At 68.4% G+C, this 13,133-nt stretch carries 12 protein-coding genes; 7 read left to right on the top strand and 5 right to left on the bottom strand.

The genetic code is table 11. The features are described from left to right. The first annotated feature begins 215 nt into the window (after positions 1–215). From L0D17_RS07490 to L0D17_RS07520, 7 genes are all read left to right on the top strand, one after another. Positions 216–491 (top strand): DUF485 domain-containing protein, encoded by a 276-nt coding sequence (locus L0D17_RS07490; protein WP_243094647.1) that lies wholly within the window; start codon positions 216–218, stop codon positions 489–491. Then, positions 488–2,023 (top strand): sodium:solute symporter family transporter, encoded by a 1,536-nt coding sequence (locus L0D17_RS07495; RefSeq protein WP_039455830.1) that lies wholly within the window; start codon positions 488–490, stop codon positions 2,021–2,023. Before L0D17_RS07490 ends, L0D17_RS07495 begins: the two co-directional genes overlap by 4 nt. A 105-nt stretch (positions 2,024–2,128) precedes the next feature. Then, positions 2,129–3,877: a putative nucleotidyltransferase substrate binding domain-containing protein gene (locus tag L0D17_RS07500; RefSeq protein WP_243094648.1), complete on the top strand. Its 1,749-nt coding sequence runs from the start codon at positions 2,129–2,131 to the stop codon at positions 3,875–3,877. Continuing rightward, positions 3,874–4,050: a hypothetical protein gene (locus L0D17_RS07505; RefSeq protein WP_200883374.1), complete on the top strand. Its 177-nt coding sequence runs from the start codon at positions 3,874–3,876 to the stop codon at positions 4,048–4,050. Before L0D17_RS07500 ends, L0D17_RS07505 begins: the two co-directional genes overlap by 4 nt. After that, the gene (locus L0D17_RS07510) at positions 4,047–6,536 is read left to right on the top strand and encodes an ATP-binding protein (RefSeq protein WP_243094649.1); all 2,490 of its coding nucleotides are present in this window, start codon (positions 4,047–4,049) and stop codon (positions 6,534–6,536) included. Before L0D17_RS07505 ends, L0D17_RS07510 begins: the two co-directional genes overlap by 4 nt. Continuing rightward, positions 6,514–6,873, top strand: coding sequence for a response regulator transcription factor (locus tag L0D17_RS07515; RefSeq protein WP_243094650.1), 360 nt, complete (start codon positions 6,514–6,516; stop codon positions 6,871–6,873). Before L0D17_RS07510 ends, L0D17_RS07515 begins: the two co-directional genes overlap by 23 nt. Beyond that, positions 6,870–8,744 (top strand): 3'-5' exonuclease, encoded by a 1,875-nt coding sequence (locus L0D17_RS07520; RefSeq protein WP_243094651.1) that lies wholly within the window; start codon positions 6,870–6,872, stop codon positions 8,742–8,744. Before L0D17_RS07515 ends, L0D17_RS07520 begins: the two co-directional genes overlap by 4 nt. Here the strand turns inward: L0D17_RS07520 and purD are convergent. The 5 genes from purD to L0D17_RS07545 are packed head-to-tail and all read right to left on the bottom strand — an operon-like array spanning position 8,734 to position 13,085. Next, the gene (gene purD / locus L0D17_RS07525) at positions 8,734–9,987 is read right to left on the bottom strand and encodes a phosphoribosylamine--glycine ligase (RefSeq protein WP_039455820.1); all 1,254 of its coding nucleotides are present in this window, start codon (positions 9,985–9,987) and stop codon (positions 8,734–8,736) included. The two genes, L0D17_RS07520 and purD, sit on opposite strands and share 11 nt — an antisense overlap. Next, on the bottom strand, positions 9,984–10,856 hold the full coding sequence (purN, locus tag L0D17_RS07530; RefSeq protein ID WP_243094652.1) for a phosphoribosylglycinamide formyltransferase: 873 nt from the start codon (positions 10,854–10,856) through the stop codon (positions 9,984–9,986). The genes purD and purN overlap by 4 nt, the downstream gene beginning before the upstream one ends. Position 10,857: 1 nt before the next feature. Then, positions 10,858–11,757, bottom strand: coding sequence for an MBL fold metallo-hydrolase (locus L0D17_RS07535; RefSeq protein WP_243094653.1), 900 nt, complete (start codon positions 11,755–11,757; stop codon positions 10,858–10,860). Then, complete coding sequence (locus L0D17_RS07540; RefSeq protein WP_039455816.1) at positions 11,751–12,545, bottom strand: fumarylacetoacetate hydrolase family protein; 795 nt, start codon at positions 12,543–12,545, stop codon at positions 11,751–11,753. The genes L0D17_RS07535 and L0D17_RS07540 overlap by 7 nt, the downstream gene beginning before the upstream one ends. Before the next feature lie 9 nt (positions 12,546–12,554). Beyond that, positions 12,555–13,085: a glycerol-3-phosphate acyltransferase gene (locus L0D17_RS07545; protein WP_039456216.1), complete on the bottom strand. Its 531-nt coding sequence runs from the start codon at positions 13,083–13,085 to the stop codon at positions 12,555–12,557. Between the last annotated feature and the right edge of the window lie 48 nt (positions 13,086–13,133).

Below are 13,133 nucleotides of genomic sequence, written 5' to 3' on the forward strand. Positions count from 1 at the left end.
AAGGCGCGGAAGTCCCTTGGGGTTATGCCCTATGGAGGTTTTGACGTGTACATAGGAGAAAACCTACCTTTTGCGCATGACCGAAAAAGCTGGTTTTCTTGACATGCTCCTCACCGAGAAATCATACTGGGCCCCAACCCAAGGGAGTTTAAAGGCCCTGCCCAGCGGAGCAGGTTTCCCTTGGGGTACCGAGAAGGAAAGGGAGGAGGTCAACCATGTCCAAAGACCAGTTGGAGCAGCTCGTTCAGGCAAGATGGCGGATCGCCCTCACCCTCACAGGGGCCATGCTCGCCATCTATTTGGGGTTTTTCCTCCTTGTCGCTTACGCAAAGGGGGCTATGGGCACGCAAATCGTACCTGGCTTGAGCTGGGGTATTTTCCTTGGCGTCTTGGTGATCCTGACCGCCTGGGTGCTCAACTGGATTTACGTCCGGTGGGCTAACCGTTACTACGACGAGGCCATTCGCCAGCTGAAGGAGGTGCGAGGATGAGCGGAAGCGCGTTGGGACAACCCAACCCCACGGCAATCCTTTTCTTCTTCGTCTTCATCGCACTAACTCTGGGCATCACCTACTGGGCCGCGCGGCGAACGAGGTCTACAGAGGAGTTCTATGCCGCCGGCAGGTCTATCTCTGGTTTTCAGAACGGCCTCGCCCTGGCCGGTGACTACATGTCAGCGGCGAGCTTCCTCGGCATCGCCGGCCTCGTAGCCCTTTCCGGCTTTGACGGCCTCCTCTACTCCATCGGCTTCCTCGTGGGCTGGCCCGTGGTCATGTTCCTCGTGGCCGAGCCCCTGCGAAACCTCGGCAAATACACCTTCGCCGACGTGGTGGCCTACCGCCTCCGGCAAGCTCCGGTGCGCAGCGCCGCAGCGGTGAGCACCTTGGTTGTGGTCACCCTCTACCTCATCGCCCAAATGGTGGGGGCCGGAAACCTGATCAAGCTCCTCTTCGGGCTATCCTACGAGTGGGCGGTGGTGCTCGTAGGGGTGGTGATGCTGGCCTATGTTCTCTTCGGAGGCATGGTGGCCACCACCTGGGTTCAGATCGTCAAGGCCGTACTCCTCTTAAGCGGGGCCTTCCTCCTTGCCCTCCTGGTGCTGGTCCGCTATGGCCTGAACCCTCTTTCGTTGTTCCAAGATGCGGCCGCTAAGTACGGGGAACAAGTCTTGGCTCCTGGAGGGCTCGTTGCCAACCCCATAGACACCCTTTCCCTGGGCTTGGCCCTAATGCTGGGCACCGCAGGCCTACCCCATATCCTCATGCGGTTTTACACGGTTCCCGACGCCAGGGCCGCCAGAACGTCCGTGAGCTGGGCTACCCTTTTCATCGGCTTCTTCTACCTTCTCACCTTCGTCTTGGGGTTCGGCGCCATGACCCTGGTGGGCCGAGACCCCATCCGGGCCATCGACAAGGGGGGCAACATGGCGGCACCCCTGCTCGCCGAGGCGCTCGGGGGGACAGCCTTTTTAGGGTTCATCAGCGCCGTGGCCTTCGCCACCATTCTAGCGGTGGTGGCAGGCCTTACCCTGTCTGGAGCCGCCGCCCTTTCCCACGACCTTTGGGTGAATGTGGTCCGGCAAGGAAAGGCCCCCGAAAAGGAACAGCTGGCGGTCGCTCGGATCGCCACCTTGCTCTTGGGCATCGTGGCCATCCTCCTGGGCATCGCCTTCAAGGGGCAAAACGTGGCCTTCACGGTGGGGCTAGCCTTCGCCATCGCTGCCAGTGGAAACCTTCCCGCCATCGTCTATTCGGTTTTTTGGCGCAAATTCACAACCGCCGGAGCAGTAGGCGCCATCCTCGTCGGCACTCTCTCCGCGGTCATCCTCATCTACCTCTCCCCCACGGTGCAGGTGGACATCCTTAAGCATGCAAGCCCCATTTTTCCCCTCAAAAACCCGGGCATTGTTTCCATCCCGCTAGGGTTCTTGGCCGGCTACCTCTTTTCCCTTCTGTCCCAAGAAAAGGAGGCGGAGGAACGCTACCGGGAGGTTGAGCGTCGGGTGCACCTGGGAGGGGACTAGGTATCCCGCCTTAGCTCCGGCACCCAAAGCTGGCTCAAGTCTCCTCCAGGACCCCTTGGGGTCCTGGAGGAGGTTGAAGCCAGGCTGGCCATAGGCCTTTGTTTTATGCATCCGAGGACGATACCCCCGTTACAGGCCCTGCCCAAACCCGTACAAGAGGCTTTCCTAGCCCAAGGGGTAGAGGAGGCCCACCCTCCCGGAACCCGTTTCCTGGAGCAAGGAGGAGTACCTGTCCAGGCGCTCTACCTGGTGCTGGAGGGGGAGGTGGCCCTCCTGGACGGGGAAAGGGAGGTGGGGGTGTTGGGCGCAGGGGAGTTTTTCGGGTTTCCCTCCCTCCTTTCCGGGGAGCCCCCGGCGTTTAGCGTGGTGGCCAAGACCCCGGTGCGCCTCCTGCGTTTTCCCGAAGCCGCTTTTCGCCGGCTCCTCGCCCACCCCGAGGCCGCCCGCTTCTTCGGGCAGGGCTTGGCGGAGCGGGTGCGGCTTAGGGCCTTGCCCGACCTCTCCCTCTTTGCCCCCGTGGGGCGGCTCGTGCGGCGGGCGCCCGCCTTCATCGCACCGGAAGCCCCGGTGCAGGAGGCGGCAAGGAGGATGCGGGAGGAGGGCATCAGCAGCCTCCTGGTGGCCTCCGACCCCCCCGGCATCCTCACCGACCGGGACCTGAGGAACCGGGTCTTGGCGGAGGGCCTTCCCCCCTCTACCCCGGTGGCGGCGGTGATGACCGCCCCCCTCTTCGCCCTGCCCGCGGACACCCCCCTCTACGAGGCGGTGGCGGCCATGGTGGAGCGGGGCATCCACCACCTGCCCCTCACGGAAGGGACGAGGATCGTGGGCCTTTTGACCCACACCGACCTCCTCCTGCACCAGGCGCAAAGCCCCCTTCTCCTCCTGCGGCGGATTGAGCGCCTGGAGCTCACCCGCTACAGCGCCGAGGTGGCCCACCTGGTGGAGGGGCTTTTCCAGAAGGGCCTCGAGGCCCTGGAGATCGGCCGGGTGGTGGCCTCCCTGAACGACGCCCTGATCCGCCGCCTGGTGAAGGAGGGGGAAGCCGCCTTAGGGCCACCCCCCACCCCCTATAGCTTCATGGTCTTCGGCTCGGAAGGCCGCCGGGAGCAGGCCCTCCTCACCGACCAGGACAACGCCCTGGTCCTGGGGGAAGGGGGGCACGAGGCCTACTTCCAGGCCCTGGCGGAGCGGGTGGTGGGGGGGCTTTTGGAGGCGGGGATCCCCGAGTGCAAAGGGGGGTATATGGCCACCCGCTGGCGCATGCCCCTAACGGACTGGATCGCCACCTTCCGCCGCTTCATGGAAACGCCCGAACCCCAGGCCCTCCTGGAGTCCCAGATCTTCTTTGACTTCCGGGGCGCCGCCGGGGAGCTTTCCCTAAAGCCCTTGGAAGAGGCCGTCTTAGAAGGGGCCAAGCGGGGGGTTTTCCTCTACCACCTGGCCCGGGCCAGCCTGGCGTTCCACCCTCCTTTGGGCTTCCTGGGCCGGGTGCGCACGGAGGAGGGCTTCGTGGACCTCAAGCGCTCGGCCCTCGCCCCCATCGTGGCCCTGGCAAGGCTTTACGCCCTCCTGGCGGGAAGCGCCGCCAAGGGCACGGTGGAGCGGCTTAGGGCGGCGGCGGAAGGGGGGACGCTAAGCCGGGAAGGGGCGGAAAGGCTGGAGGAGGCCTTCCGCTTCTTCTTCGGCCTGCGCCTGGCCCACCAGCTCCAGGCCTTCCGCGAGGGGAAGGAGATCGGCAACAAGGTGCTCTGGGCGGCCCTCTCCCCCGGGGAAAGGCGGCGGGCCCTGGAGGGGTTTAGGGCCATCCAGGAGGTGCAGGAGAGCACGGCAAGCCGCTTCAACCTGCGATGAAGGAGAAAGCCTTCGCCCTCTTCCTCCTGGCCCTCTTTCTCTTCACCCTGCCCCTAAGCCTCCTCTTCCGGGGGGTGGAGGGGCCTTGGGGGCTTCCCCCCCTTTACCTCTACCTCTTTGGGGCCTGGGCCTTGGTGGTCCTCTTGGCCTTTCTCCTCTTCCGCCGGCCATGAGCCCTGGGGTGCTTCTCCTCGGCCTTCTCCTCTACCTGGGCCTCCTCTTCCTGGTGGCCCTGTGGGGGGAAAGCCGCCCGAGCTTCACGCAAAGCCCCTGGATCTACGCCCTCTCCCTAGCGGTCTACGCCACCGCCTGGACCTTCCTGGGCAGCGTCGGGCGGGCGGCCACGGAAGGGGCCACCTTCCTCCCCATCTACCTGGGCCCCACCCTGGTCCTCCTCCTCTGGCCCTGGCTCCACGGAAGGCTCCTCGCCCTGGCCCGGACCCACCGCCTCACCTCCTGGGCGGACTTCCTCCACCTGCGCTATGGCCCAGGTCCCTTGGCCCCCCTGGCGGCGGGGTTTTTGGTGGTGGGGCTTCTGCCCTACCTGGCCCTGCAGCTTAAGGCCATCGCCCAAGCCTTCCTCTTCCTTAGCGGGGAAAAGGCCCCCCTGGCGGACGTGGCCCTCCTCACCGCCCTTCTCCTCGCCCTCTTCGCCATCCTCTTCGGCACCCGCCGCCTGGACCCTTCGGAGCGCCACCCGGGCCTGGTCTTGGCGGTGGCCTTTGAATCCGTGGTGAAGCTCCTCGCCCTCCTCCTGGTGGGGGCCTTGGTCCTCTTAAGCCTCGGGAACCCCTTTCCCCGCGCCCAGGCCGAGCCCCACCTCCACCCCCTCCTCCTCCCCCCTGAGGGGCTTTCCGGGCACCTGGCTTGGGTGAGCCTGGTGGCGCTTTCCGGCCTCGCCTTCCTCCTCCTGCCCCGGCAGTTCCACGTGGCGGTGGTGGAGGGCCAAGACCCCCGCCACCTGCCCCAGGCCGCCTGGGCCTTCCCCCTCTACCTCCTCCTCATCAACCTGCCCATCCTCCCCCTGGCCCTTTGGGGGAGGCTTCTTTTGCCCGGGGAAAACCCCGACCTCTTCGTCCTGGCCCTCCCCCTCCTGGCGGGAAGCCCCCCCGTGGCCTTTTTAGCTTTCCTGGGGGCAGTGTCCGCCGCCACGGCCATGGTGGTGGTGGAGGGGCTTGCCCTCTCCATCCTGCTTTCCAACCACCTCCTCTCCCCCCTCCTCCTGCGCTACCGGGCCCTGGGAAGCCTCCTCCTGTGGCGAAGGCTTGCCATCCTCCTGGTGATGCTTTTGGCCTACCTCTACTTCCGCCTGGCGGGGGAAGCCCACGCCCTGGTGGGCATGGGGCTCATCTCCTTCGTGGCGGTGGCGCAGCTGGCCCCGGCGGCCCTCCTCGGCCTCTACTGGAAGGGGGCCACGGGGACGGGGGCTCTGGCGGGGTTCCTGGCCGGGGTGGGCCTTTGGGCCTACACCCTCTTCCTCCCCACCCTGGCCCGCTCCGGCTTCCTTTCCCCCCTCTTCCTGGAAGGCCCCCACCCCCTCCTCCATCCCGAGGGGCTTTTGGGCCTAAAGGGCCTAGACCCCATCACCCACGGCTTCCTGGTGAGCCTGGGGGTGAACCTGGCCCTCACCCTGGGCGTTTCCCTCTTCACCCGCAAGAACGCTCCCCTAGGGGGGCGCACCGGGGAGGTGGCGGCGCTCGCATCCCTTTTGGAAAGGGTCTTGGGGAAGGAGACGGCGGAGGCCTTCCTCAAGGAGGCCGAAGGCCTTCCCGGCACCGAAGCCGCCCAAAGGGCCGAGGCCTTCCTCTCCTCCGCCCTGGGGCCCGCCACCGCCCGGCTCCTCCTCCTTTCCGTCACGGAGGAAGCCCCAGGGGCGCATCGGCCCCTCCTGGAGGAGGCGGCCCGGGAGTCCAAGGCGGTGCGGGCCTACGCCCAGGCCCTGGAAAGGGCCCAGGCGGAGCTGGCCGAGGCCTACGAGCGGCTAAAGGCCCTGGACCGGGCCAAGGACGAGCTCCTTTGGGCGGTTTCCCACGAGCTCAAGACCCCCCTCACCGCGGTGCGGGCCCTGGCGGAGATCCTGGCGACCCACACGGACCTCTCCGAGGAGGAACGGGGGCGCTTCACCGCCCTCCTAGCGAAAGAGGCGGCAAGGCTTTCCCGCCTGGTGGAGGAGGTCCTGCGCTACGCCCGCCTCCAAACGGACCCCGCCCGGAAGGAGCCCACGGACCTGAAGGCCCTGGCGGAGGAGGCCCTGGGCCTCGCCGAGCCCTTGGCCCGGGAGCGGGGCGTTAGGCTGGAGGCGGCCCTGCAGCCCCTCCACGCCCCCACCCACCGGGACCGGGTCCTCCAGGTCCTCCTGAACCTCCTCACCAACGCCATACGCCACGCCCGAAGCCGGGTGCGCCTGGAGCTCTTGCCTAAGGGGCAAGAGGCCCTTTTCCGCATCCTGGACGACGGCCCCGGGGTGCCCGAGGAGGCGCGGGAGCGGATCTTTGAGCCCTTCCAAAGCCTCTCGGGGGGCATGGGGCTCGGGCTTTACCTGGCGCGGCGCCTGGCCGAGGGCTTGGGCGGGCGGGTCTACCTGGAAGCGGGGGAAGGCGGGGCCTTCGCCTTCACCGTACCCTTGGAGGTGGAAGATGCGGATCCTTGTGGTGGATGACGAGGAGAGCATCCTGGTGCCCCTGGAGTTCCTCTTGCGCAGGGCGGGGTACGAGGTGGCCCTGGCCAAAACCGGGGAGGAGGCCTTGAGGGCGGCGGAGGCGAGCCCCTTTGACCTGGTGGTGCTGGACCTCATGCTCCCGGGCCTGGACGGCTTTGCCGTCCTGGAGCGCCTCAAGGCCCACCCCCATCCCCCCAAGGTCCTGGTCCTCACCGCCCGGGGGCGGGAGGCGGACCGGGCCAAGGCGGAGGCCTTGGGGGCGGAGGGCTTCCTGGGCAAGCCCTTCGCCATAGAGGACCTCCTCGCCCGGGTGCGGGCGCTTTTGGAGGGGGCATGAGGGAGGCCCTGCGCTTCCTGGGCGCCCTCCTTTTGGGCCTCCTCCTGGTGGGGGGGACGGTGGGGGCAGGGCTTTTCCTCCTCCTCCAGGGGGAGGAGGCCCTGGCACAGGAACTCCTGCGGCTGGTCCGGGAAAAGGCCTCCCTCATCCTCTTTTTGGCCTTCCTCTTCGCCTTGGTGCTGGCCGCCCTCCTCCACCCCCTTTTCCTGGGGTACCTGGCCGCCACCCGGGCCCTGGGCCAGGAGGCGGAGGTCCTCCTGGCCAACCCCGGCCACCGCCTGCGCCTAAGGGGGCCCTTTGAACTCCAGAGCCTAGCCCGGCTCATCAACCGCCTGGCGGAGGAGAAGGAGGCCCTGGAAAAGGAGGTGGAGGCCCGCGTGGCCGAGGCCAAGGCCCTCTTAGCCCGGGAGCGGGAGGTTTTGGCCACCCTGATCGCCCACCTGCCCCAAGGGGTGGTCCTGGCCAACCCCAAGGGCCAGGTCCTCCTCTACAACCCCCCGGCCCGCCGGCTCCTGGGGGAGGGGCTTGGGGCGGGGAAAAGCCTTTTGGGCCTTTTGGAGCGGGGCCTGCTGGCCCACGCCCTGGCCCTGCCCGGGGAGCGCTTCCTCACCCAGGGCCCCAAGGGCCCCTTGCGCCTGCAGGCGGTGCCCCTGGAAGCTGGCTTTTTGCTCCTCTTGGAGGAGGCTCGGGAGGAGGGGACCCTGGAGGAGGCCACCCTGCACCGCCTCAAGGACAAGCTGGCGGGGCTTAGGGCCCTGGTGGAGGCGGCGGCGCAGGAAGCCCCCCATCCCCTCCTGGCCCAGGCCCGGGCCACGGCGGAGGCCCTTTCCCGCCTGGTGGAAGGCTTGAAGGCGCCGGTGCGGGCGGAGGAGGTGCGGGCGGAGGACCTCCTTGCCCTCTTGGCCGAGGCCCTGGAACGGGAAGCGGGACTTTCCCCGGGGTTTTCCCTGAAGGAAGGGGCCGAGGGGCTTTTGGTGCAGGCGGACACCTACGCCCTCGCCCGGGGCCTCGCCGCCACCCTGGCGGGGGAGGAAGAGGTCTTTTGGGAAGGGGGGCGGCAGGGGAACCTCTTCCGCCTCACCCTCCTCTTCCCCCACCCAGCCCCGAAGCCCCACCCCCTGCTGCAGAAGGCGGTGGAGGCCGCCCAGGGAAGCCTTTGGCGGGAGGATGGCCGGCTTCACCTCCTCCTGCCGGCCCGGGAAGCCCCGAGCCTCCCCGCGCCCCAAGGCCCCCCGCCCCGGACCGAGGTGGTGGACCCAGCTCTCCTCCAGGTGCCGGAGGCCCTCGAGGACGCCCCCCTGGAGGGCCTCCTCTACACCGCCTTTGACCTGGAAACCACGGGGCTGGACCCGGAAAAGGACGCCATCGTCGCCTTGGGGGCGGTGCACGTCCTGGGACGGCGGGTCCTTCACCAGGAAACCTTTGAGGCCCTGGTGGACCCCGGCCGCCCCATCGCCAAGGCGGCCACGGAGGTGCACGGCCTCACCTGGGAGATGCTGAAGGGCAAGCCCAAGCTGGAGGAGGTCCTCCCCGCCTTCAAGGCCTTCCTGGAAGACACAGTCCTCCTCGCCCACAACGGGGCCTTTGACCTGGCCTTCCTGCGGCGGGTGGGGGTGGGGGAGCCCCCCCTGGTGGACACCCTCCTCCTCGCCCACCTCCTCTTCCCCGACCTCAAGGACCACCGCCTCGAGGCCCTGGCGGAGCGCTTCGGCGTTCCCGTTTTGGGGCGGCACACCGCCCTGGGGGACGCCCTCATGACCGCGGAGGTCTTCATCCGCATGGTCCCCCTCCTGAAGGAAAAGGGCTACACCACCTTGGGGGCGGTGCTTTCCGCCTGCAGGCGGCTTCCCCTGGCCCGGCTCAGGTACTAGCCCGCCGCAGGGCCTTGCGCCCGATGTCCTTGCGGTAAACCGACCCCGGAAAGCCCACCTTGGGGACGAAGGCGTAGGCCCGGCCCAGGGCCTCCTCCAGGTCCTTCCCCAGGCCCACCACGTTCAACACCCTTCCCCCGGCGCTCACGAGCCGCCCCCCCTCCCAGCGGGTGCCCGCGTGGAAGACAAGGACCCCCTCCGGGGGCTCGGGCACGTGGAGGGGGATGCCCTTCTTGGGGGCCTCGGGGTAGCCGGGGGCGGCCAGGACCACGCAGGCGGCGGCCCCCTCCCTCCAGGCGAGGGCAGTGCCCCCAAGCCGCCCCTCCGCCACCTTCAGGGCGAGCTCCACCAGGTCGCTTTCCAAGAGGGGAAGCACCGCCTGCGCCTCGGGGTCGCCGAAGCGGGCGTTGAACTCCAGGACCTTGGGGCCCTCCCGGGTGAGCATGAGCCCGGCGTAGACCACCCCCCGATAGACCACCCCCTCCGCCCGGAGGCCCCGGACGAGGGGCTTGAGGATCTCCTCCTCCACCCGCTTGAGGGTGGCGGGGTCCATGGGGTAAGGGGCCACCGCCCCCATCCCCCCGGTCATGGGGCCCTGGTCCCCATCCAGGAGGCGCTTGTGGTCCTGGGAGGGGATGAGGGGTAGGATGGCCTCCCCGTCGGTGAGGGCCAGGACCGTGGCCTCCTCCCCCTCCAGGTACTCCTCCACCACCACCTCCCCCCCTTCGGGGCCCGAGAGGAGGTTTAAGACGGCCTGCTTGGCCTGGTGCAGGTCAAAGGCCACCGTGACCCCTTTCCCGGCGGCGAGCCCCGAGTCTTTGATCACGATGGGAACCCCCACCGCCTCCAGGTACTCCAGGGCCTCGAGGGCCTCGGTGAAGACGCGGTAGCGGGCGGTGGGGATGCCGTGGCGCTCCATGAAGCCCTTGGCGAAGGCCTTAGAGCCCTCAATCATGGCGGCTTTCTGCGCGGGGCCGAAGACCTTAAGGCCCCGCTCCGAGAAGGCGTCGGCGATCCCCTCCACCAAGGGGGCCTCGGGGCCCACCAGGGTGAGGTCTATCCCCTCGGCCAGGGCCCAGTCCGCCAGGGCCTCCACGTCCCCGTTCCAGGGGACGAGCTCCGCCAAGGCCGCCATCCCGGCGTTGCCGGGGGCGGCGTAGAGCTTCTCCACCAGGGGGCTTTGCGCCGCTTTCCAAAGGAGGGCGTGCTCCCGCCCCCCGCTCCCCACCACCAAAACCTTCATAGAGGGGATTCTACCCGCTTCCAAAGGGCCAGGGCCGCCTCCCCCACCTCGGGCAAGGCGGCGAGTTCCTCCTCCAGGGGCAGGTGGGGCGCGGCGAGGAGGTGGGCGAGGAGAAGGGCTCCCCGCACCCAAGGGTTGCGGGAAGGCCCCAAGGCCTCGGGCCAGAGGTCCTCCCGGCCCCAAAGGGCGAGGGCGGAAAGGGCCCGGGCCCATAGGGCCCGCTCCCCCGGGGTAAGGGCGTAGAGGGCCTCCCTAAGCCCGCCGAAGGCCTCGGGGGGGCGGGCCAGGCCCAGGAGGAGGAGGCGCACCGCCTTGGGGTAAAGCCCGTGTTCCAGGCGCAGGACCCGCGCCTCCACCTCCTCCTCCCGGTCCCCGGGGAGGATGGGCACCCGCCCCTGGAGGACGATGGGCCCGGTGTCCATCCCCTGGTCCACGAAGTGCACCGTGGAGCCCGTTTCCTTTTCCCCCGCCTCCAAAACCCGCCGGTGCACGTGGAGGCCGGGGTAGGCGGGGAGGAGGGAAGGGTGGATGTTGAGGAGGCGGCCGTACCACCTCTCCACGAAGCCCGGGGAAAGGAGGCGCATGAATCCAGCCAGGAGGACCACGTCCACCCCCTTGGCCTCGAGGCGGGCCAAGGCCTCCCCTTCAAAGGCCCGCCGCCCCCGCCAGGGCAGGGCCACCGCCTCCACACCCCCCTCCCTCGCCCGCTTTAGGGCCAGGGCCTCGGGGTTGTCGGAAAGCACCAGCACCACCTCCCCCAAGGGGTTGCCGGGAGGGAAGGCCTGGAGGAGGGCCATCAAGTTCGTCCCCCGGCCCGAGGCCAAGACCGCCATCCGGGCCGGGCGGCCCAGGGGAAAGGGCCAGGCCATCTCAGCCCTCCAAGGCCTCGGGATGGTGCTTCTGCCAGTAGCGCGCCAGGCCCTGCAGGTTCATGTACGGAGGGTCGGCGAGCTCGTAAAGGCGCATCCCCGCCTCGTCCACCCCCGCCCGCTTCAGGCCCTCCCGCCAGTAGGCCTCAAAGCGCCGGGTGAGCTCCTCCGGCGAAAGCCCCTCCTTGAGGCGGCTTAGCGTCCAGCCTGCCCACTCCTCCAAGACGTGGCGCAGGGCCAAGAGGTGTTCCTCCACGTCCTGGTAGGCGCCGAAGTGGGTGAGGTAAAGGGCCTCCGGGCGCAAGGCCAGAAGCCGGTCCAAGGAGGCGTACCAGCTTTCCAGGTGGATGTCGGGGGGAGGGGTGGGGGGAAGCACCGGCCCCGGGGCGATGCGCACCCCGGCGATGTCCCCGGCGAAGACCACCCCATCCACCCGATAGGCGTGGTGGTGGGAGGCGTGGCCCAGGGTTTCCAGGGCCTGCACCTTCACCCCGCCCAGGTCCACCACCTCCCCGTCCTCCAGGACCCGCACCCGCTCCGGGGGGATGCCCCTAAGCTCCCCCCAGAGGGGCTTGAGGAGCGCCCCATAGATGCGCTCCGCCGAGGCCAGGAGCCGGGAAGGGTCCACCAGGTGCGGCGCCCCCTTGGGGTGGACGTAGACCGTGGCCCCAGCCTCGGCCAGCCGCCAAGCGGCCCCGGCGTGGTCCAGGTGGATGTGGGTGACGAAGACGTGGCGCACCGCCTCGAGCTCCACCCCGTGGGCCTTAAGCCCTTCCACCAGGCGGGGGTAGGTGCTCTCGGGGCCCGTTTCTATCAGGACCGGACCTATGGGGGTCTCCAGGAGGAAACTGGCGATGACCCTCTCCGCCCCCTGAAACCCCAGGTCCAACACCCTCACCACGGCCGCTCCTCCTTGGGGCCGATGCGGGTGTGGAGGGTCCCCACCCCCTCCACCGCCACCTCCAACCGGTCCCCGGGCTTTAGGGCACCCACCCCTTCTGGGGTGCCCGTGAGGACCACGTCCAAGGGCTCGAGGGTCATGAAGGTGGAGATGTAAGCAAGGATCTCCGCCACGCTAAAGATCATTTGGGAAGTGTGCCCCTCCTGCCGGAGCTCCCCGTTCACGTAGGTGCGGAGCCAGACGTTCTGCGGATCCAGATCGGTCTCCAGCCAAGGCCCCAGGGGCAGGAACTTGTCGGCGCTCTTGGCCCGCACCCACTGCAGGTCCTTTTTCTGGGCGTCCCGGGCGGTGATGTCCACGGCCACGGTGTAACCGAGCACGTGGTCCAAGGCCTTCTCGGGGGGAACGTTGCGCATGCGGTCGCCCACCACCACGGCGAGCTCCCCCTCGTAGTGGAGCTCCTCGGTGAAGAAGGGGTAGGGCACGGCGTCCCCCGTGTTCCACGGGTCCATGGGGTTGCCCGGGTGGGCCAGGGTGTTGGGGGCCTTGAGGAAAAGCCCCGGCTCCTTTGGCAGGTCGTGGCCGAAGTCGTGCCCCATCTCCCGGATGTGCTCCCGGTAGTTTCGCCCCACGCAGACGATCTTGCTAGGGGTCGCCGGCACCAGAAGCCGCACCGAGGCCAGATCGTAGCGCCGGCCCGTGGGGTTTCCCCCGGGGCCGTCCGTTTCCAGGACCACCTCCCCTTCCAGGATGCCCCAGCTTCCGCCGTTAAACCGGAGGATCTTCATGCCCCAAAGCTACCACCTTCCCCTTAGGATTTGTAGGCCCCTTAAGCCCACCACCAGGGCCACCAAGAGGACGGCAAGCCGCCCTTCCTCGGGGGCCAAGAGGAAGAAGGCCAGGTAGCCGAAGGCGGCCCCGAAGGGGATGGGGTAGACCCCCCGCCGCCTGCGCCACCAAAGGAGGTGGTAAACCCCAGCCACCAGGAGGGCGAAAAGGGTGGAAAGGAGGGCCTCCCGGGGGAACCAGGCTAGGAAAAACCCCAAGGAGGGCGCGATCCCCCCGCCCCCCCGGAAGCGGAAGAAAAGGGGCCAGGTGTGCCCCGCCACCAAGGCCGCCCCCGCCCACGGGCGCCAGGCCAGCGGGGTTAAAAGGCCCACCAAAACCCCTTTGCCCACGTCAAAGAGCACCACCCCCAGCGCCGCCCAAGGTCCCTTTTTCCGGAAGACCCCGGAGCCCCCGGGAAGATCCTTCCCCCGGATCTCGGGATAAAAGAGAAGCCCCCCCACCAAGGAACCCATGAGGTAGGCCAGGAGCACGTACCCCATGCCCCCATTCTTGCGGAAGACCCCCTTTTGCTCTATCCTGAGGGTGGA

Origin of the sequence: Thermus thalpophilus, from assembly GCF_022760915.1 — a bacterium.
Classification (GTDB): Bacteria; Deinococcota; Deinococci; order Deinococcales; family Thermaceae; genus Thermus; species Thermus thalpophilus.

What these genes read in the sequence shown, in the direction of transcription:
- L0D17_RS07490 (WP_243094647.1), top strand. Translation starts at nt 216, where the DNA reads ATGTCCAAAGACCAGTTGGAGCAGCTCGTTCAGGCAAGATGGCGGATC.
- L0D17_RS07495 (WP_039455830.1), top strand. Translation starts at nt 488, where the DNA reads ATGAGCGGAAGCGCGTTGGGACAACCCAACCCCACGGCAATCCTTTTC.
- L0D17_RS07500 (WP_243094648.1), top strand. Translation starts at nt 2,129, where the DNA reads ATGCATCCGAGGACGATACCCCCGTTACAGGCCCTGCCCAAACCCGTA.
- L0D17_RS07505 (WP_200883374.1), top strand. Translation starts at nt 3,874, where the DNA reads ATGAAGGAGAAAGCCTTCGCCCTCTTCCTCCTGGCCCTCTTTCTCTTC.
- L0D17_RS07510 (WP_243094649.1), top strand. Translation starts at nt 4,047, where the DNA reads ATGAGCCCTGGGGTGCTTCTCCTCGGCCTTCTCCTCTACCTGGGCCTC.
- L0D17_RS07515 (WP_243094650.1), top strand. Translation starts at nt 6,514, where the DNA reads ATGCGGATCCTTGTGGTGGATGACGAGGAGAGCATCCTGGTGCCCCTG.
- L0D17_RS07520 (WP_243094651.1), top strand. Translation starts at nt 6,870, where the DNA reads ATGAGGGAGGCCCTGCGCTTCCTGGGCGCCCTCCTTTTGGGCCTCCTC.
- purD (WP_039455820.1), bottom strand. Translation starts at nt 9,987, where the DNA reads ATGAAGGTTTTGGTGGTGGGGAGCGGGGGGCGGGAGCACGCCCTCCTT.
- purN (WP_243094652.1), bottom strand. Translation starts at nt 10,856, where the DNA reads ATGGCCTGGCCCTTTCCCCTGGGCCGCCCGGCCCGGATGGCGGTCTTG.
- L0D17_RS07540 (WP_039455816.1), bottom strand. Translation starts at nt 12,545, where the DNA reads ATGAAGATCCTCCGGTTTAACGGCGGAAGCTGGGGCATCCTGGAAGGG.
- L0D17_RS07545 (WP_039456216.1), bottom strand. Translation starts at nt 13,085, where the DNA reads ATGGGGTACGTGCTCCTGGCCTACCTCATGGGTTCCTTGGTGGGGGGG.